Source organism: Pyxidicoccus caerfyrddinensis (assembly GCF_010894405.1).
GTDB lineage: Bacteria > Myxococcota > Myxococcia > Myxococcales > Myxococcaceae > Myxococcus > Myxococcus caerfyrddinensis.
Map to the genome: position 1 here is coordinate 383,089 of NZ_JAAIYA010000002.1, position 17,200 is coordinate 400,288.

A 17,200-nucleotide genomic window follows, 5' to 3' on the forward strand; every position below is an offset into this window, starting at 1 on the left:
ACGCGATGAGCGACGACCGCGTGAAGAGTCTCCAGATAAAGCGCACCTCCCGCCTGTCGGGCTTCTACCGGCAGTCCCCGGAGCGCCGCCGCGCGCGGCTGGTGGAGGCGCGCTGGGTGGCTCCCGAGGACGCGGAGTCGCTGGAGGGGCTGGCCGGCTTCGACGAGGTGTGCGCGGACGCCATGGTGGAGAACGTCATCGGCCTCCACGGGCTGCCGCTGGGCCTGGCGCTCAACTTCGTGGTGGATGGACGGGAGCGGCTGATTCCCATGGCGGTGGAGGAGCCCTCCATCATCGCCGCGGCCTCCTATGCCGCGCGCCTGTGCGCGGAGGGCGGCGGCTTCGCAGTGGAGACGGACCCGCCCATCACCACCGCGCAGGTGGAGTTGCTGGACGTGCCCTCGCTGGAGGACGCGCGCTCGGCGCTGCACGCGCACGCCGCCCTGCTGCTGGCGGAGGCGGACGCGCTCATCCCCGCGATGTGCGCGCGAGGGGGCGGCACGCGTGAGCTGGAGGTGCGCGTGCTGGACGCCACCACGCTGGTGGTGCACCTGCACATCGACACGCGCGATGCGATGGGCGCCAACTGCGTCAACTCCGTCGCGGAGGGCATGGCGCCTCGGCTGGCGGAATTGGCCCGGGCTCGGCCGGGGCTGAAGATTCTCACCAACCTGGCGGACCGCCGGAAGGTGCACGTGCGCGCCCGGGTGCCGGCGTCGGCGCTGGTGTCCGAGCGCTTCTCGGACGGTGGCGCGGTGCGCGACGGCATCCTCGCGGCGCACCGCTTCGCGGAGCTGGACCCGTACCGCGCCGTCACCCATAACAAGGGTGTGATGAACGGCGTGGACGCCGTGCTGGTGGCGTGTGGCAATGACTGGCGCGCGGTGGAGGCGGGGGCGCACGCGTGGGCGGCACGCTCGGGCAGCTACCGTCCGCTCACCACGTGGCGCGCGGCCGGGGACGGCATGCTGGAGGGCGAGCTGCTCATGCCCCTGGCCACGTCCACCGCGGGCGGCGCGGCGCGCACGCATCCGGGTGTGCAGCGGGCGCTGAAGCTGGCGGGAGTGTCGGGCGCGCTGGACCTGGCGGGGCTCGCCGGGGCGGCGGGGCTGGCCACCAACCTGGCGGCGCTGAAGGCGCTGTCCACCGAGGGCATCCAGAAGGGCCACATGGCGCTGCACGCGCGGCGCGTGGCGGCGGAGGTGGGGGCGCAGGGCGAGCTCATCGAAATCGTCGCGGAGCGACTGTCGCGCGAGCGCGTCTACCGGCCGGAGCGCGCGAGGGAAATCCTCGCGGCGGAAGTCGCCCGGCGGAAGGAGGCCCGGGGATGAAGCGCACCCGCGTCGCGGTGGTGGGCGGTGGCATCGGTGGCCTCACGGCGGCCGGGCTGCTCGCGAAGGAAGGCCACGCGGTGACGCTCTTCGAGGGGAGCGCGTCGCTGGGCGGCAAGGCCCAGGCCGTCACCTTGGACGGCCTCACCCTGGACACCGGGCCCACGCTGCTGACGCTGCCGGAGTTGGTGCGCGGCACCTTCGAGAAGCTCGACGCGCTCGACTTGATGCCTCCGCTCACGGAGCTGGAGCCGCAGTGTACGTACCGGTTCTCGGACGGGTGCGGCCTCACCGCGTACAAGGACCTGGAGCGCATGGCCGAGAGCGCGTGCGACTTGCGGCCCAGCGAGCGGCGCGGCGTGCACGGCTTCTACGAGGAGTCCGCGGCCATCTGGCGCGCGGCGGGGGAGCCGTACCTGGAGGCCCCCTTCGAGGGCATGGCCGGCTTCATGGCGCGCGTGGCGAAGCGCGGCATCGGCGCGGTCATGGCGGGGATGAAGCTCAGCACCCTGCATGACCTGGCGGTGCGTCACTTCAAGACGGAGCATATGCAGCAGTACGTGGGCCGCTTCGCCACCTACGCGGGGGCCTCGCCGTACCAGGCGAGCGCGGCCTTCGCGCTGATTCCGCACATCGAGCATGCCTACGGCGTGCACCATGCGCGCGGCGGTGTGGGCGCGCTGGTGGAAGCGCTGGGGCGGGCGGTGCAACGGCTGGGCGTGACGGTGCACCTCAACACGCGCGCGCGCTTCGAGCGCAAGGCGGGCGGCTACCGCGTGGGGCCGCAGGGCGACGCGGAGCCGTACGACAGCGTGGTGGTGAACGCGGACCCGCTGGAGTCGCTGCACCGGGCCGACGAGCCGCTCGCGCTGTCGGGCTTCGTGCTGCTGATGGAGGTGGACGGGCGTCCGAGGCTGCCGCACCACACGGTGCTCTTCGGCGGGGACTACCGGCGCGAGTTCGAGGAGCTGTTCAACGGGCAGCTCGCGTCGGACCCGACGGTGTACTTCTGCAACCCGTCCGCGACGGACGCCACCATGGCTCCGCGGGGGCGCACCGGGCTGTTCGTCATGCTGAACGCGCCGCCGCTGCCCATGGGGCCGGCGGAGGCGGAGCGCGCCGCGCGTGCGTGGGAATTGGGGGCGGAGCGGGCGAAGGCGCAGATGTTCGAGAAGCTCTACCAGCACTTCCCGGAGCTACGAGGACGCACGCGTGTCATCGGTCAGCGCACGCCGGTGGACCTGGCGGCGCAGGGGGCTCCGGGCGGCTCCATCTATGGCTTCCTGCCTCACGGGAAGTTCGGACCGTTCCGTCGGCCTCGGATTCGTGGCTGCACGCCGGGCCTGTTCTTCGCGGGTGGAGGCACGCATCCGGGCGGCGGGGTGCCGCTGGTGATGCTGTCCGGACGCTTCGCGGCGGAATTGGCCTCGCAGCATCTGCGGAGGAGTGCATGAGGCCGCTGGGAGAACTTCCCGCGCTGCCCGACGCGGCGGGCGCGTATCGCTGGTTCTATGCGGACGTCACGGCGGGGCCGTTCAGCGCGGTGTGCATCTTCATGCTGGGCTCGCTCTTCTCACCGCGCTACTCGGTGGCGGCGAGGCGCGGAGGGCTGCCGCAGGAGCACAGCGCGGTGAACTTCGCGCTGTACCACGAGGGCGTGCGCCGGCTCTGGGTACTGAGCGAGTACCCGAGGGCCGAGGTGGTGTCGCCGGGGCAGCTGCGGATTGGCCGGTCCACGCTGACGTACTCGGGCGCGGGCACGGTGCGCATGGACGTGGACGACTGGACGGCGCCGTGGGGCCGACCGGTGCGCGCCAGCCTCACGCTGGAGCCGATGACCCCGGTGGGCGAGGTGGTACGGCTGATGCCGGAGTTGCCGCACTACTGGCAGGCGCTGGCGCCGCGCGCGCGGGCTCGGCTGGAGGTGCCGTCGCTGGGCGTGGAGGCAGACGGGCTGGGCTACCACGACACCAACCACGGTGATGAGTTGCTGGGCACGCGGCTGTCCGGTTGGCACTGGGCGCGCACGCACCGCGAGGACGCGACGGTGGTGGACTACCACCTGCCGGACGGAGTGCCGCCGCTGCGCGTGGTGGCGGAGGAGCGAGGGGTGCGGTGTGAGCGGGCGCCGGCACAGGAGGCACGGCCCACCAGCATGACGGGGTGGGGGCTGCGGGTGCCGTCACGGCTGCACGCGGGCAATGAGGTGGTGGGCGAGGCCCGGCTGCTGGAGTCGTCGCCCTTCTACGCACGGCTGGAGGCGCGCAAGGGCCGGTTCGATTCGCTGGGCGAGGTGGCGGACTTCCGCCGCTTCCACTCGCCCTTCATCCGCTGGATGGCGCACTTCCGTACGCGCGTGGGACGGGCTGCATGAGCGCGTGGGTCCTCATCTCCCTGTCGTGGGCCGTCATGGCCACGGGCTTCAGTGGCGTGGCGCTGGCGCGGCTGCTGCGCTCGCGTCGACCGGTCTCCACGGGGAGCACGCAAGTGCCCGTGCTGCTCCTTCGTCCTGTGGACGCGCCCACGCCTCGCGAGCTGGAGAACCTGGCCACACCCATCGACTACGCGGGACCACTGGAGCAGGTGGTGGTGTCTCCGTACCGTCCGCGTCTCGCTCCGGGCGTGCGCTGGCTTCCGAGCGACCCGCTCACCCCGAACCGCAAGGTCGGCCACCTGCTCTACGCGCTGGAGGTGCTCCAGACGCAGGGCCGCGTGGTGCTCGCGGTGGATGCGGACGTGGCGGTGACGGGTGCGCTGGTGGAGGGGCTCGCGGCCCCCGTGGCCTCGGGCGCGGCGCTGAGCACGGCTGCGCCCACGCCAGTGAGTCCGGAGGACGGAGCCAGCCGCGCCATGGCCGGCCTGCTGCGCTACACGCACCACAGCTTCCGCGCGCTGGACGTGATGAGCGCCGGAGCGAAGGCCGTATGCGGCAAGGCCCTGGGCCTGTCACCCGTGGCGATGGACGCGCTGAAGGAACTGGCGGACCACATCGGCGAGGACCTGGAGTTGTCGAAGCGACTGCATGCGCGCGGGCTCGAAGTCGCGCTGAGCACGGCCCCGGCGGTGGTGCCGCTGGGCACGGTGGAGTCCTGGGGAGCTCCGCTGGCGCGCTTCACGCGGTGGATGCAGGTGCTCGCGAGCCACCGTCCCGCGCTCTACCCCACGGTGCCGCTGCTCTTCACGCCCACGCTGCCGCTGGTGCTGCTGACCGTGGTGCTCGGCTCGCCGGTGCTCGCGGGTGCGGTGGCTGTGCTCGTGACGGTGCGCACGCTGCTCGCCCTGCGGCTGGCCGCGCTCAGTGCGCCCACCGGAAACACGGACACCGGCCGGCCCTACGCGCTGACGGACTGGCTGCTGGGAGAGGGGCTCTTGCTGGCGGCCTTCGTGTGCTCGCTGTGGCAGCAGGGCACGGTGACGTGGCGGGGCCGCACCTATGCGCTTCAACCCGGGGGCCGGATGGTCCGGGTGTGGCCGGAGCTGAGTGGAGGACCAGGATGACCTACGCACGATTCCTCGGCTTGTTCGTCGTGCTGCCCCTCCTCTTCCTGGTGTGGCGCTATCGGCGCACCTTCACCGCGCGCAGCCTGGCGCCCATGGGGCTGCTGCTCGTCGTCGTCTACGCGGCGACGTCGCCCTGGGACAACGCGGCGGTGAAGTGGGGCCTGTGGGGCTTCGACCCGGAGCGCATCTGGGGCATCAAGCTCGGCTACCTGCCGCTGGAGGAGTACCTCTTCTTCGGCCTGCAGACGCTGCTCGTGGGCCTGTGGGCGCGCGCGCGCCTGTCGCGGGCCTTGGAGCAGAAGCCCGCGGCCCGGCAGCCCGAGCCCCGCTCCGAAGGCCGGAAGCTCACGGCCCGGGAGGCAGCGCCATGATGGAGACGCAGTGGGCCTACCTCATCCATCTGCTCGCGTGGACGCTGCCGCTCATCCTCCTCCAGTCCATCGCGCTGGTGCGCCACTACAAGGAGCGCTCGGGCGCGGTGCTGAGGGCGGTGCTGCCTCCGGCGTTCGTCATCGGTGTCTACCTCTCGGTGGCGGACCACCTGGCCATCTCCACGGGCATCTGGACCTTCGGCGAGGGCCGGCACCTGGGCGTTTACCTGGGGCTCGTCCCGCTGGAGGAGGTGCTCTTCTTCCTGCTGACCAGCATCCTCGTGTCTCTGGGGCTGGCCCTGTTCACCGCGCTGCTGTCCAGGGTGCGGGAGGCGCGGGCGTCTTGATTCGCGATGCCAAAGGCGGCCCCTTCGGGTGGGCCCTGGACGCGTACATCGGGTGGAAGTTCCGCTCGGCGTTCCGTGGCCTGTGGGTGCGCGGCACGCTGCCCACGGGCGATGCAGGCCGGCTCGTGTACCTGAACCACTGCAACTGGTGGGACGGCTTCATGCTGCACCAGCTCGGCCGCGCGGCGGGCTGGGATTCCTACTGCCTCATGGAGGAGGAGAACCTGCGGCGCTACCGCTTCCTCGCGCGCATCGGTGCCTTCAGCATCCGTCGCAAGGATGCGGTGTCGTCGGTGGAGTCCCTGCGCTACGCCAAGGCACTGCTGCGCCGGCCGCGCTCCGCGCTGTACGTCTTCCCAGAAGGCGAGCACCGTCCCTTCGGCGTGCTGCCCCTGCAGCTGGAGCGCGGCGTGGAGCTGCTGGCGCGCGTGTCGAAGGTGGAGTGCGTGCCCATCGGCGTGCGCTACGCCTTCTTCGAGCACGAGCGCCCGGACGTGCTGCTGGAGGTGGGCACGCCGCACCCGCCGGGGCCGCTGGCGCTCTTCCAGAATGGCCTGGAGTCGGCGGTGAAGCGCGTGGCGGCGGCGACGTCGCTGGAGGGCTTCACGCAGAAGGTGTCCGGAGCGCGGGGCGTGGCGGAGCGCTGGGACGCGGCGCGGGGGCTGGCGCCATGACGTTGCGCATCCGCACCATCGCCCGGCTGACGGGCATCCGCGAGGCCACGCTGCGCGCGTGGGAGCGGCGCTATGGCTTCCCGCGCCCGCACCGCACCGAGGGCAACAACTACCGCGTGTACTCGCGCGACGAGGTGGAGGCCATCCGCCGCGTCGCGCGCCTCATCCAGCAGGATGGCCTGTCGGTGAGCGAGGCGATTGCGCAGGTGCGCGCCACGCCGCTGAGGGATTTGCCCCCGCCGGTGCAGCTGACCGAGCGCTTCTGGTCCGCCGTCATGGTGCTGGACGGGGACGAGGTGACGCGCGTGCTGGACGAGGCGCAGGCCGCCATGGACGTGGAGGCGTACTGCGACACGTTCCTCATGCCGCTCCTGCGGGAGATGGGCGTGCGGCTGGACATCGCGCGCGAGCACCTGGCGTCCGCCTTCATCCGCCACCGGCTGCGGCAGGTGCTGGACGCGGTGGAGCCCGTGGACGACGGGCCCCGCGCGCTGCTCGCGTGCCCGGCGAGGGACCACCACGAGGGCGGGCTGCTGGCGCTGGCGCTGCACCTCAAGCGCAAGGGCTGGCGGGTGACGATGCTGGGCGCGGACACGCCGGCCGAGGCGCTGCACGGCGCCTGCGCGCAGGTGCGGCCGGACGTCGTGGCGCTGTCCTTCGTGCGCCGGCGCGAGCCGGACGAGTTCCTGGAGGTGTTGGGGGACGCACTGCGGGCCTGTGCGCCCTTCCCCGTCGTGGTAGGAGGGGCCGGCGCCCGCGAGCACCTGAAGACGCTCTTCACGCTCGGGGCGCAGTACGCGGAGTCCTCGGAAGAGCTCGTCGCCATCTGGAACCAGGTGCGCAACGCCCAGAATCGTCGTACCTGACTTCACTCGCGACATGGCCGAGCGCACCTACCGAATCCACATCGCCGCCGAGCTCTCCGGAGTGCGAGTGGAGCTCATCCGCGCCTGGGAGCGTCGCTACGGCGTGCTCAACCCCCAGCGCACGCCGTCCGGCTACCGCGTCTACACGGACCGGGACGTGGCCCTGCTCAGGCGGCTGAAGAAGCTCACCGACGAGGGCGTGGCCATCAGCGAGGCGGCGAAGCTGCTGCCGCAACTGCGCGCGGAGCTGGGCGCGGAGTCGCCCGCCGTCACGAGCAGCGGCCAGGGCACGAGTGTGAACGCGTGGCTGGAGGCGGCCCTGGCCGCGGCCGACGCGTATGACCAGGCGCGGGTGTCGGCGGTGGTGGACGAGGTGCTCGCCGCGCTGCCGCCGCTGCGGGCCTTCGACGACGTGCTGGCCCCGCTGCAGCGGGAAGTCGGAGAGCGCTGGCACGCGGGGCAGCTGTCGGTGGCGCAGGAGCACCTGGTGACGCAGGTGGTGCGGGCGCGGGTGGTGAGCCTGCTGCACGCGGCGCCCAACAGCGGGCGCAAGCACGCGGTGCTGGCGTGCTTCCCGGACGAGGAGCATGAGCTGGGGCTGCTCGGCGTGGCGCTGCGGCTGCGGCACTCGGGGGTGCGGGTGACGCTGCTGGGGCAGCGCATGCCGGCGGTGGACCTGGGGCGCGCGGTGGCGGAGTTGCGGCCGGACTTCGTGGGCCTGTCGGCGGTGAACAACAAGGGCGCGGCGGTGTTCCAGGACACGCTGTCGCGCCTCGTGGAAGCGCTGCCCCCGGGCGTGCCGCTCTGGCTGGGAGGCCCGGCGGCGCAGGCCTGGCCGGAGGTGAGCCTGCGCCTGGGGGTGCACGTGTTCTCCGACGAGGAGGACTGGGTGAAGCTGGCGGAGTAGGCCGCTTCAGTTCCCGACGCCGCCGTCCAGCGTGTTGCTGGCGGACTCGTTGAAGACGTGGCTGCCGTAGACATCCTGCGCTTCGTCGGCGCTGTCGCAGATTTGCGAGCACTTGCTGGTAGGGCCGCCGTAGGTGCCATAGGGGTTGTACGGGTCCCGGCAGTCATTCTCGACGCCGCCGTCGTTGCCGTAGATGGGTGGGTTGAGCTCCATGCACTGCTGCGCGGGCAGGTGCTTCCAGCGCCAGTGGCTGAGGCACGCGGGGCCGATCGGGCTCCAGCCCGCCTCGAACGTCACGCCCTGCACCCCGGCATCCGCGGGCGGCACGGGGATGATGTTCGGCGTCAGGCTGTCCCAGGGGCGGATGGGCGTGCCGTTCTGGGTGAAGGAGGTGCCGTTGCCGCAGTAGTCCGCGCGCGCCATCCGGGTGCAGGCATGGTGTGCCAGCGTCACCTTCCCCGTCGACGAGCCGTCCAGCCACGGCTTGTAGCCCCAGCGGTAGCACTTGGCGATGACGCCCGACTCACACCCCAGCGTGAAGACGGTGGTGCTGTCGGTCCGGTTCCCTGTCACGCTGTTGAAGACCCCCTTGATGGGCACCGCCCACGCCCAGCCCGCCGGGCCCGCGCTCTGGGCACACAGCTCCGTGGTGGGCGTGCCATAGCTGGGCCCGTAGCGCACCCGGTACAGGAAGGTGTCACCGCTCGCGTCCCACGGGTCCCGGTCCTCGGGGCTGGAGACCGCCATGGCGTTGACGGCGTCGACCACTTCCAGGCGGAGGCCCGTGGTGGCTGCAGGCTGCGTCAGCATCTTCGCGCCAATCAGCTCCGTGCCGCGCAGCTCCTTGGTCGTCGCCGGGTAGCGGCCGCTGCTCGCCGCCAGTGACAGGGTCCAGCGCAGGGGGGAGGAAGAGGCCGCCCCGGCGAGCACCGTGTAGATGCCGCTCGCGGGGCAGACGAACGTCACATCCGGGCATGACGAGTTGCACGCGGAGGCATCGTCCCCCGAGCCCAGGTAGCCAGGGCCCTGGTACTCGCAGGGCTTTTCGCCCGAGCACACGCGCACCATCGGGTCACCCAGGCAGCTTCCAGCCTCGGTGCCACAGCCGCCGCTGGTGAGCCGGATGGTGAGGCCTGGCTTGCACAGACCCTGTCCCTCCACGCCCCAGCCACAGCTTCGCCTCACCCCCGTGGCTTGGAAGCCGGAGCAGGCCTGCAGGCTCGCGGTGGTGCCGGAGACCTGGAGCGGCATGGTGGCGACCATCTCTCCCTGGATGAGCCTCAGCGTGGCGCTCCGGTCGGTGCCCTCGTACTTCACGGTGGCCCCCGTGAAGGACACGGACGTCACCGGCGTGCCGTGGAGCTGCGTGCCCTGGGAGTGGAAGCCGTCACTGCCCGCGGCGAACGCCTGCGCCTCCAGCGGGGGCGAGGCCCCGTCCGGAGGCACGTCGCAGGCGGCGAGGAGACAGGCGCACAGGTACGTCGGCAGCAGGCGGAGGAAGGGCGTCACGTGGAGGACCTCGTTCTCTTTCTTTCGGGCAATCCCGGAGCATCCGGCATGCCAGCCACACCAACGCCCGAGACGGAAAGCCCTCGGTGCGGCAGGACTTGCCGGCATGGCGGTGCTCGCGGGCAGACCTTGCCGGCAAGGTTTGCCGGGGGGGCGGCGGCTCCTGCCGGAAGAGCCCTTCAGGGCCTTCAGGGGCGGGGCGTGGCGCACACGCGCAGGCCAAGGAGGGCCTCGCGCTGGGTCCGCTCCACCACGTCGCGGTTGGCGGCGTGCGCCGTCAGGTCGCTCTGGTACCAGCTTCCGCCCTGCGCGGAGGGCTGCTCCGGGTCCACGTCGGAGCGCGTCCACTCCCACACGTTGCCGGCCAGGTCGTCCACGCCGAAGGGGCTGCGCGAGCGTGGGTGGCTGCCCACCTCGTCCGGGCCGAAGCCCCCGGGCTCCCGGCCGTACGTCACGTCGTGGTTGGCGTCGTCGGGGGCCAGCCACTCGCCCGAAGGGTAGCGCCGCCCGTCCGCACCCCTCGCGGCCCGCTCCCACTCGCGCTCCGTGCAGACGCGCGCGCCGGGCACGCGCCCCGTCCGGTCCAGCCAGGCCAGGTACGCCAGCGCGTCCTCGAAGGAGATGGACGACACCGGGAAGCGTAGCCAGTCCTGCACGGCGCGCCGGTTGCGCTTGTCGTAGCGCAGCGGCTCACCGTCCCGCACGCTGTAGCTGGCGGAGGCCGGGCGGAGGTCGAGCCGCCACCGGCCATCCGCCTCCCGCGACAGGCCCAGCACGGTGAGCCGCAGGCGGTTGCCGGGCATGCGCGCGGCGCGCTCCGCGGGAGGGAGCGTCTCCAGGAAGGCGATATACTGGGCGAACGTCACCTCGTGCCGGGCGATGAGGTACGCGCCCGTCTCCACCGTGTGCAGGGGCGGCGCGAAGAAGAAGGAGCGGCGCAGGTACTCGCTCTCCGACGCGCCCTGGAGGAAGCGTCCCGGGGGCACGTAGACGAAGCCCTCCGGCACCGCCGCTGCCTCCGGCAGCGCCAGCTCCAGGGACAGGCGCTCGCCAGGTTCCAGCAGGAGGGGGACGCGGACGGGGAATCGCCCTGGCGCCTCCAGCACCAGCAGGTGCGAGCCCGCTGGCAGCTCCACGTCGCGCAGCGGCGTCTCACCTACGACGCGACCCGCCTCCTTCTCGGCGTCTGGCCCGGTGCCGAGCAGCCGCACCCGTGCGCCCGGGGGCGAGCTGCCCACCGAGACGCGCGAGGGCGCTTCCAGTTGCTGGCCTCGCAGTCCGGAGTCGTCGTACGCCGCCAGCCGTGCCAGCCATTGCGAGCGTTGCTCGGGCTGGCGCCGCCGTGTCGCCCACTCGACGCGCTCGGCCAGCAGGTCCGCCAGGGGCTCCTTCACCTGGGCGCTTCCCGGGTCCAGGCCCCACGCCGTCTCCAGCGCGGCCAGGGCTCGCAGCGCGCTCGCCTCCGCGCCCTGTTCTTCCTCCCGCACCCGGGACCACAGCGCCTCCGCGGCCTCGCGGCGGTCCCTTCCTGGCGAGTCGAAGAGGGCGAAGGCCTCGTCGCGGAGACGGTCCGCCTCGGCGCCTCGCGCGAGGGCGGCGTCACGGTAGCGACGTGCTTCGCCCAGGTGCCCGGTGATGCGGGCCTCCAGTTGCGCGCGGGCCTGCACGCGGGTGACGCCCACCGCCGACAGCAGCACCAGCGGCACCGCGACGGCCACCGCCCAGCGCGCGGCGCGGCGGCGGCGGAAGGTCTGCTCGGAGCGGGTGAGGAAGTCCTGCTCGCGCGCTCCCTCGATGGTGGCGCCTACGGCGCGCACCTCGGAGAGCTGGCGCTCGCCGTAGAGCAGCTCCACGGGGCGGCCCAGGCGCTCCCACTCGGTGGCGGCGCGCTCCAGGCGGTGGCGCGCTGCGCGGCGCTGCTCGTCCTGGCCCAGCCAGCCGCGCAGCGTGTCCCAGCCCGTCACCAGGCTCTCGTGGGCCAGCGTGTAGACGCCCTCTCCGCCTTCGGCCTCGCCCGCGGTGAGCAGCCGGCCGCGCACCAGTCCGTCCAGCACCGCGCGTCCGGTGTCGTCATCCGGCCCGCGCAGCAGCTCCTCGCGGGTGCGGCGCACGCGGGTGCCCTCGGGCGTGACGAGCTCCAACAGCAATGCTTGCGCACGGGGGCGTTGGTCCGGCCGCAGCCGCGCCACCACCGCGTCCGCGTGACGGGCCAGTGCGCCCTCGACGCCTCCGAGGGACTCCAGCGCGGCGGCGGGGATGAGGTGGCGCTCCCTGTCGCGTGCCTCCCATAGTGCCTCCAGCGCGAACTGGAGCATGGGCAGGCCCCCGTCGGCGCGAGCGGCGGAGGCGACGAGCGCGTCCACCATGGCGGGGGACTCGAAGCGCACGCCCAGCGCGCGGGCGGGGCCTTCCACGGCCTCGCGCAGGCCGTGCTCCGTCAGGGCCCGTACGAGGTACAGCGCGCGTGGGAGTTCCTCGCCCAGGCCGGGCAGTGCCACCAGCCGGGTGAGACAGTCGCTGCGCGCGGTGGCCAGCACGCGGACGCGCGGGGCGCGGCGCAGCACCAGGGCCAGCTCCTCGGCGAGCCGGGCGGCCTGGGCGGGCTCGGAGAAGGTGACCAGCTCCTCGAGCTGGTCGAGGAAGAGCAGCACGGGCGGAGCGCTCGCGGGACGGCGGCGCAGGGCGCGCGCGAGGGCACCGGGCTCCTCCGTGGCCACGCGGGTGAGCAGGGCGTCCGCGCCTTCATCCAGCAGGGGAGACAGTGCTTCCGCCAGTGCTTCCAGCGGGCGGCGCCCGGGCGTGCAGGAGACGACGACGCGAGGGGGTCCGCCTTCCTCCAGGCCGGAAGTCGCGGCGAGGGGCAGCACGCCCGCGCGGCACAGCGAGGACTTGCCCACGCCGGAGTCGCCCGCGAGCAGGACGAAGGCCTCACCGCGCAGCCGGTCCACCACCTCGCGCAGCTCGGCCTCGCGGCCGAAGAAGACGCCCCGGTGCTCGGCGTCGAAGGCGCGCAGGCCGAGGTAGGGGTTGCCGGAGGGCAGAGCGCCGGCGGGACGCTCGGGGACGGAGAGTGCCTCCAGCGCTTCGCGCAGTGCGTCCCCGGACTCGAAGCGGCGGGACGGCTCGGCGGCGAGGCAGCGGTCCACCACGGCGGCGAGTCCGGGCGGAAGTCCGGGCGCGAGCGTCGCGAGCGGCGCGGGCGCGTGTTCCAGCACCGTGCGGCCCAGGTCTTCGAGCGAGACGTCCTGGTAGGGCGGGGCGCCGGCACACAGCTCGTAGAGGACCACGCCCAGCGCGTACACGTCGCTCGCGCGGCTGGCGGACTCACCGCGCCAGAGCTCCGGAGCGAGGTAGAGCGGAGTGCCGGGCACCATCCTCCACGACTCCGGAGAGGAGGTGCGCGTCACGTCACCGGACGGCGCGGTGCCGAAGCTCGGCGGTGCGTCCTCGGAAGCGGAGGCGGACACGGGCCGAGGTTGCGTGTCGGGCGCGGCGGCGCTTTCAGCGTGCGAGGGGCCCGTCGAATGCGCCGCGCGTGGCGGAGCACGCTGCATGTCTCCCGGCAGCGGGCGCGTGTCCACCGCGGGCGAGCCAGGGGCGTCGCCCGCGTGTGCTGGAGCACGCCGCATGTCACCGGGCAGTGGGCGCGTGTCCACCGCGAGCGAGCCGGGAGCCTCGCCCGCGCGTGGTGAACCACGCTGCATGTCACCGGGCAGTGGGCGCGTGTCCACTGCAAGCGCGCCCGGAGCTTCGGCCCCCGCGAGTGGTGACTGCTCGCTTCCCTCGAGGACAGGCCGCGCTCCACTCCCATGCGCGCCCTCGGGCTCGGAGCCGGGCAGCGGGCGTGTGTCCACGGGCCGCGTCTCCCGCGCCTTCGCATCCACGGGCGCAGACGCGTCTCCAGGGAATGCACGCGAGGCCGCTCCGTCCAGGCGCTCCCGTGCCACCTCGCGCTGCTCCGCCAGTCCGAAGTCGAGCAGCTTCACCTCACCATCCTCGGAGAGGATGGCGTTCGCCGGCTTGATGTCGCGGTGAAGCACGCCACACCGGTGTGCGGCGGCGAGCCCCCGCGCCAGGCCCACCCCCAACCTCAACACCTGCCGTCCCTCCACGGGACGAACCAGTTGGTCCAGCGGCTCGCCGCGCACGAGCTCGGACACGAGGTACGGCTGCCCGCGCACCTCGCCCACGCGGTGGATGGCCACCACGTTGGGGTGCTGCAGGCGCGCAATCGCGCGGGCCTCCTGGAAGAAGCGCGCCCGGGCCGCCGCGTCCGGCAGCCTCCCCGCGGGCGTGGCGATGAACTTCACCGCCACCAGCCGCTCCAGCAGCGTGTCCTGCGCCAGGAACACCTGCCCCATGGCGCCGCGCCCCAGGGGGCGCAGCAGCCGGTACTCCTCGAACTCGCGAGGAGGCTCCAGCAGCCCGGGGCCCGCGCTCATCCGGTAGGCGGCCCCTTCCGAGAGGGACGCGCCTGCAAGCCCAGCTGCTTCAGCTTGAAGGAGAACGTGCGGATGGGCATCCCAATCAGCGCCGCCGCGCGTGTCTGCACGCCCTCCGCCTCGTCGAGCGCGTCCTGCATCCGACGGCGCTCCAGCTCCCGAATCTCCTGCGCCAGCGGCACCCTCGGCTCCCGCGACGTCTCCGCCACCGGAGGGGCGGGCGGCACCGGCGGTGCCGGCGCGGCCGTGGAGGCGGCCCCTCGCCCCAGCATACGCGCCGGCAGGTGGTGCGGCTCCACCACGTCCCCCGTCACCGCCGCCGCCACGTAGTCCATCAGGTTGCGCAGCTCGCGCACGTTGCCGGGCCAGCCATGGCGAGCCAGCGCCAGCAACGTCCCCGCCGCCAACTCCAGCTCGCTCCGCCCGAGCGCCCGGCACGCCCGCGCCAGGAAGTCGCGCGCCAGCATGGGCACCTCGCGTGGCCGCTCACGCAGCGGGGGCAGCAGCACCGTGGCCGCGCCGAGCCGGAAGTACAAATCCTCGCGGAAGCGCCCCGCCGCCACCTCCGCCTCCAGGTCGCGGTGCGTGGCGGCCACCACGCGGATGTCGATGGAGCGCTCGCGCACGTCGCCCACGCGGGTGATGCGGCGCACCTCCAGCGCGCGCAGCAGCTTGGACTGCGCGGAGGGCGGCAGCTCGCCCACCTCGTCCAGGAACACCGTGCCGCCCTGCGCGCTCTCCAGCAGGCCCGTGCGCGTGGTGGTGGCGCCGGTGAAGGCGCCGCGCTCGTGGCCGAACAGCTCGCTCTCCACCAGCGCTTCGGGCAGGGCGGCGCAGTTGACGGCGACGAAGGGCCCGGCGGAGCGCGGCGACCAGTGGTGCACCGCGAAGGCGGCGTTCTCCTTGCCCACGCCCGTCTCTCCGCACACCAGCACCGGCAGCTCGCTGGCGGCCAGCCGGCGCAGCAGCGCGTAGAGCTGGCCCATGGCGGGGTCCGCCACCAGCACGGTGCGCTCTCCTAGGGCAATCCGGGTGATGCCCTCGTCGGCGGAGGCCCAGGCCCCGGGCGCGGCCGTCTGCGCGGCGGTGCGCGCGGCGGCCACCAGCGACTCCACGTCGCAGCCATCCGCGGGACACGAGGCGAGCCCCAGCCGCGCCTGGGGACAGGCGCCCAGCAGCGCCTCCACGCGCTCGCCCAGGCCCTCCTCGCCCGGCTCGCTGGAGACTTCGGGCAGCACCCAGAGCAGGTGCGTGGCGTCCAGCCAGCCGGCGGCCTCGGCCGGGCCCGCGTCGGTGGCGAGCACCGCCTCCACCGCCTCGCGGCCCGCGGTGCCCGCGTCCGGTAGCGCGAGCACCAGCATCGTCAGGGGGCGGCTGTAGCGCAGCGCGCGCTCCACCTCCTCGCGCAGCTGCCCCATCAGCCGCTCCGCCTCCAGCGCCCGGCGAGCCGGCGTGGGCCGCGTGCGCGCGCGCACCACCGCCACCACCGCGCCGAAGGAGAGCACGTCCCCGGACAGCACCGGCTGCGCGCTGTCCACTGGCCGGCCGTTGATGGACGTGCCGTTGTGGCTGCCCAGGTCCACCACGCGTGCGCCGTCGTCCGTGAGGAGGATGCGGGCATGGCGGCGCGACACGCTGTCGTCGCGCAGCCGCAGGTCCGCCTGCTCGTCGCGGCCCACCAGCACCATGCCCTCGTCGGGGAGGGGGAAGCGCCAGGAGGAGTCGCCCTCCAGCACCAGCAAGTACGCGGCGCCAGACTCGGACGACTCCGATGTGGCCCCGAGGGGCCGGGTGTCGCGGGCGCTGGGGTGCGGGACGGACATCGCGCGGGCGTCCATGCTGGCACGCCCGCGACGAGAGGAGCAACCCGGGGGCGGCGGGGCCGCGCGCCGCCTCCAGGGAGGTGGGGCCGCGAAGCTCACGGGCGGGACGTCATCGGCAGGCGCTCACCCGTGCGTGACAGGTAGACGCGAGACGCCAGCCGGGTGCCGTCACCCGCGGGCCGTAGCACCGCCTGTGCCCCCCGGATTCCGGCCGAGCGCTGGAGCGACATCAACAGCTCCGCGCGGGCCTCCGGCGTGTCATGCTCCACCTCCAGCACGCACAGCTTCGTGCGGCAGTCCACCCGGGTCAGGTGCGAGCCGGCGAGCTCCGGCGCGTGGAAGGCACCACTGAGTTTCTCCTCGGTGTTCCCCGCCCACGTCGTGTCCCGGGCCTCCGTCTGGACGGCAATCTCCAGCCGGGCGTCCAGCTCCGCGAGCCGCTCCTTGCGGACCTCCTCCGCCGCGGCCCGCTCCTCCTCGGCGGACCGCTTGCCCGCCTCGGGCGGCGGCTGTGCTTCAGTCCCAGCCACCGGGGTGGGCGCCGACGCGGACTCCACCTGCCGCGTCAGGCGCCCCTGCCCCTGACGCAGCGACTCCAGCTCCGCGCGCAATGCGCGCACCTCACGCTCCAACTCCGCGGGGGCCCGGGCCTCGGTGGCCACCGGAGGCGCGGTGGCCGCTTCCGGCACATTCCCCCTCATGCTCCACGCTCCAGCGGCGGCCACCACGACGACGGCCGAACCCAGGACTCCCCAGCGGACCTGGCGCATGGCGGTTACTCGTAGACGACGAAGCTGGCGAGGACGGAGGAGTACTTCACGCCGGCGGTGGTGGACTGCGCCGGCAGCTCGCAGCGCAGGCTCAGGTAGCCGTTCGAGGACGCGTTCACCGAGGGCAGGTTGATGCTGAGCGTCCGGGGAGTGGAGAGGTCCGCCGTGCCCGCCGGGGTGCAGGCCTCGTCGTAGGCGAGCGTGGAGCCATCGTTGTCGGCCACGTAGCCGGTGCAGCAGACATCCGCGCTGAGGTGCGGGTCACTCACGGTGACGCTGACGGACATGTCCTCCGTGAAGTAGGGGGCGACGACGTTGCGCTGGATGGGGCAGACCACCTCGATGGCGCTGGCCGAGCTGTTGAGGAGGCGGCCGCTGCGGAAGATGGTCGGCGCGCCGAAGCCCGACACGGAGGTGCACAGCGAGCCCGGGTAGCTCGCCGTACCGGCGGCGGCGGGCAGGGCGCTCAGCAGCGAAAGGGCAATGACGGACTTCGACACGAAACCGTGGGTCTTCTTCATGGGGATGTTCCTTGAGCCGCGCGTCTCCCGTTTGAAGCCGCGTCATGCGGGCCGGGGATGCGTGCGTGCAGACCCCTAGAGCAACCGCGATGCCAACCCCGGAAGGCGCCCCTTCCCAGGGAGGGCCCCCCGCCTCCG

The 17,200-nt window shown here is 73.3% G+C and carries 14 protein-coding genes; 9 read left to right on the plus strand and 5 right to left on the minus strand.

The window, feature by feature from the left end; translation table 11 throughout:
- The first annotated feature begins 5 nt into the window (after positions 1-5).
- The 9 genes from G4D86_RS05165 to G4D86_RS05205 are packed head-to-tail and all read left to right on the plus strand — an operon-like array spanning position 6 to position 7,997.
- Positions 6-1,331 carry a hydroxymethylglutaryl-CoA reductase, degradative gene (locus tag G4D86_RS05165; RefSeq protein WP_163990075.1) on the plus strand — a complete coding sequence of 442 codons (1,326 nt, stop codon included), beginning with the start codon at positions 6-8 and terminating at the stop codon, positions 1,329-1,331.
- A complete protein-coding gene (locus tag G4D86_RS05170; protein ID WP_163990077.1) occupies positions 1,328-2,785 on the plus strand; it encodes a phytoene desaturase family protein in 1,458 nt (485 codons plus the stop codon). Before G4D86_RS05165 ends, G4D86_RS05170 begins: the two co-directional genes overlap by 4 nt.
- Positions 2,782-3,705 (plus strand): carotenoid 1,2-hydratase, encoded by a 924-nt coding sequence (locus tag G4D86_RS05175; protein ID WP_163990079.1) that lies wholly within the window; start codon positions 2,782-2,784, stop codon positions 3,703-3,705. The genes G4D86_RS05170 and G4D86_RS05175 overlap by 4 nt, the downstream gene beginning before the upstream one ends.
- Positions 3,702-4,829 carry a glycosyltransferase gene (locus G4D86_RS05180; protein ID WP_163990081.1) on the plus strand — a complete coding sequence of 376 codons (1,128 nt, stop codon included), beginning with the start codon at positions 3,702-3,704 and terminating at the stop codon, positions 4,827-4,829. Before G4D86_RS05175 ends, G4D86_RS05180 begins: the two co-directional genes overlap by 4 nt.
- The gene (locus G4D86_RS05185) at positions 4,826-5,203 is read left to right on the plus strand and encodes a lycopene cyclase domain-containing protein (protein WP_163990083.1); all 378 of its coding nucleotides are present in this window, start codon (positions 4,826-4,828) and stop codon (positions 5,201-5,203) included. The genes G4D86_RS05180 and G4D86_RS05185 overlap by 4 nt, the downstream gene beginning before the upstream one ends.
- Positions 5,200-5,550, plus strand: coding sequence for a lycopene cyclase domain-containing protein (locus tag G4D86_RS05190; protein ID WP_163990085.1), 351 nt, complete (start codon positions 5,200-5,202; stop codon positions 5,548-5,550). The genes G4D86_RS05185 and G4D86_RS05190 overlap by 4 nt, the downstream gene beginning before the upstream one ends.
- Complete coding sequence (locus G4D86_RS05195) at positions 5,547-6,224, plus strand: lysophospholipid acyltransferase family protein (protein ID WP_163990087.1); 678 nt, start codon at positions 5,547-5,549, stop codon at positions 6,222-6,224. The genes G4D86_RS05190 and G4D86_RS05195 overlap by 4 nt, the downstream gene beginning before the upstream one ends.
- Positions 6,221-7,090, plus strand: coding sequence for a MerR family transcriptional regulator (locus tag G4D86_RS05200; protein ID WP_163990089.1), 870 nt, complete (start codon positions 6,221-6,223; stop codon positions 7,088-7,090). Before G4D86_RS05195 ends, G4D86_RS05200 begins: the two co-directional genes overlap by 4 nt.
- A gap of 13 nt (positions 7,091-7,103) precedes the next feature.
- Positions 7,104-7,997 carry a MerR family transcriptional regulator gene (locus G4D86_RS05205; RefSeq protein ID WP_163990091.1) on the plus strand — a complete coding sequence of 298 codons (894 nt, stop codon included), beginning with the start codon at positions 7,104-7,106 and terminating at the stop codon, positions 7,995-7,997.
- A gap of 6 nt (positions 7,998-8,003) precedes the next feature.
- Here G4D86_RS05205 and G4D86_RS05210 read toward each other — a convergent pair whose 3' ends face one another.
- The 5 genes from G4D86_RS05210 to G4D86_RS05230 form a co-directional block, all read right to left on the minus strand.
- Positions 8,004-9,506: an ADYC domain-containing protein gene (locus tag G4D86_RS05210; RefSeq protein WP_205519470.1), complete on the minus strand. Its 1,503-nt coding sequence runs from the start codon at positions 9,504-9,506 to the stop codon at positions 8,004-8,006.
- Between the two features lie 188 nt (positions 9,507-9,694).
- Positions 9,695-13,948 (minus strand): nSTAND1 domain-containing NTPase, encoded by a 4,254-nt coding sequence (locus G4D86_RS05215; RefSeq protein WP_163990100.1) that lies wholly within the window; start codon positions 13,946-13,948, stop codon positions 9,695-9,697.
- Positions 13,945-15,771, minus strand: coding sequence for a sigma 54-interacting transcriptional regulator (locus G4D86_RS05220; RefSeq protein ID WP_205519471.1), 1,827 nt, complete (start codon positions 15,769-15,771; stop codon positions 13,945-13,947). Before G4D86_RS05220 ends, G4D86_RS05215 begins: the two co-directional genes overlap by 4 nt.
- Positions 15,772-15,866: 95 nt before the next feature.
- Complete coding sequence (locus G4D86_RS05225; RefSeq protein WP_240360055.1) at positions 15,867-16,472, minus strand: hypothetical protein; 606 nt, start codon at positions 16,470-16,472, stop codon at positions 15,867-15,869.
- A 74-nt stretch (positions 16,473-16,546) separates the two neighbouring features.
- A complete protein-coding gene (locus tag G4D86_RS05230) occupies positions 16,547-17,062 on the minus strand; it encodes a hypothetical protein (protein ID WP_163990104.1) in 516 nt (171 codons plus the stop codon).
- Positions 17,063-17,200 lie beyond the last annotated feature (138 nt).

Excerpts from the sequence above, each read along its gene's own strand:
- G4D86_RS05170 (WP_163990077.1), top strand. The coding sequence starts at position 1,328 with ATGAAGCGCACCCGCGTCGCGGTGGTGGGCGGTGGCATCGGTGGCCTC.
- G4D86_RS05180 (WP_163990081.1), top strand. The coding sequence starts at position 3,702 with ATGAGCGCGTGGGTCCTCATCTCCCTGTCGTGGGCCGTCATGGCCACG.
- G4D86_RS05230 (WP_163990104.1), bottom strand. The coding sequence starts at position 17,062 with ATGAAGAAGACCCACGGTTTCGTGTCGAAGTCCGTCATTGCCCTTTCG.
- G4D86_RS05220 (WP_205519471.1), bottom strand. The coding sequence starts at position 15,771 with ATGTCCGTCCCGCACCCCAGCGCCCGCGACACCCGGCCCCTCGGGGCC.
- G4D86_RS05185 (WP_163990083.1), top strand. The coding sequence starts at position 4,826 with ATGACCTACGCACGATTCCTCGGCTTGTTCGTCGTGCTGCCCCTCCTC.
- G4D86_RS05205 (WP_163990091.1), top strand. The coding sequence starts at position 7,104 with ATGGCCGAGCGCACCTACCGAATCCACATCGCCGCCGAGCTCTCCGGA.
- G4D86_RS05215 (WP_163990100.1), bottom strand. The coding sequence starts at position 13,948 with ATGAGCGCGGGCCCCGGGCTGCTGGAGCCTCCTCGCGAGTTCGAGGAG.
- G4D86_RS05200 (WP_163990089.1), top strand. The coding sequence starts at position 6,221 with ATGACGTTGCGCATCCGCACCATCGCCCGGCTGACGGGCATCCGCGAG.
- G4D86_RS05225 (WP_240360055.1), bottom strand. The coding sequence starts at position 16,472 with ATGAGGGGGAATGTGCCGGAAGCGGCCACCGCGCCTCCGGTGGCCACC.
- G4D86_RS05190 (WP_163990085.1), top strand. The coding sequence starts at position 5,200 with ATGATGGAGACGCAGTGGGCCTACCTCATCCATCTGCTCGCGTGGACG.
- G4D86_RS05165 (WP_163990075.1), top strand. The coding sequence starts at position 6 with ATGAGCGACGACCGCGTGAAGAGTCTCCAGATAAAGCGCACCTCCCGC.
- G4D86_RS05175 (WP_163990079.1), top strand. The coding sequence starts at position 2,782 with ATGAGGCCGCTGGGAGAACTTCCCGCGCTGCCCGACGCGGCGGGCGCG.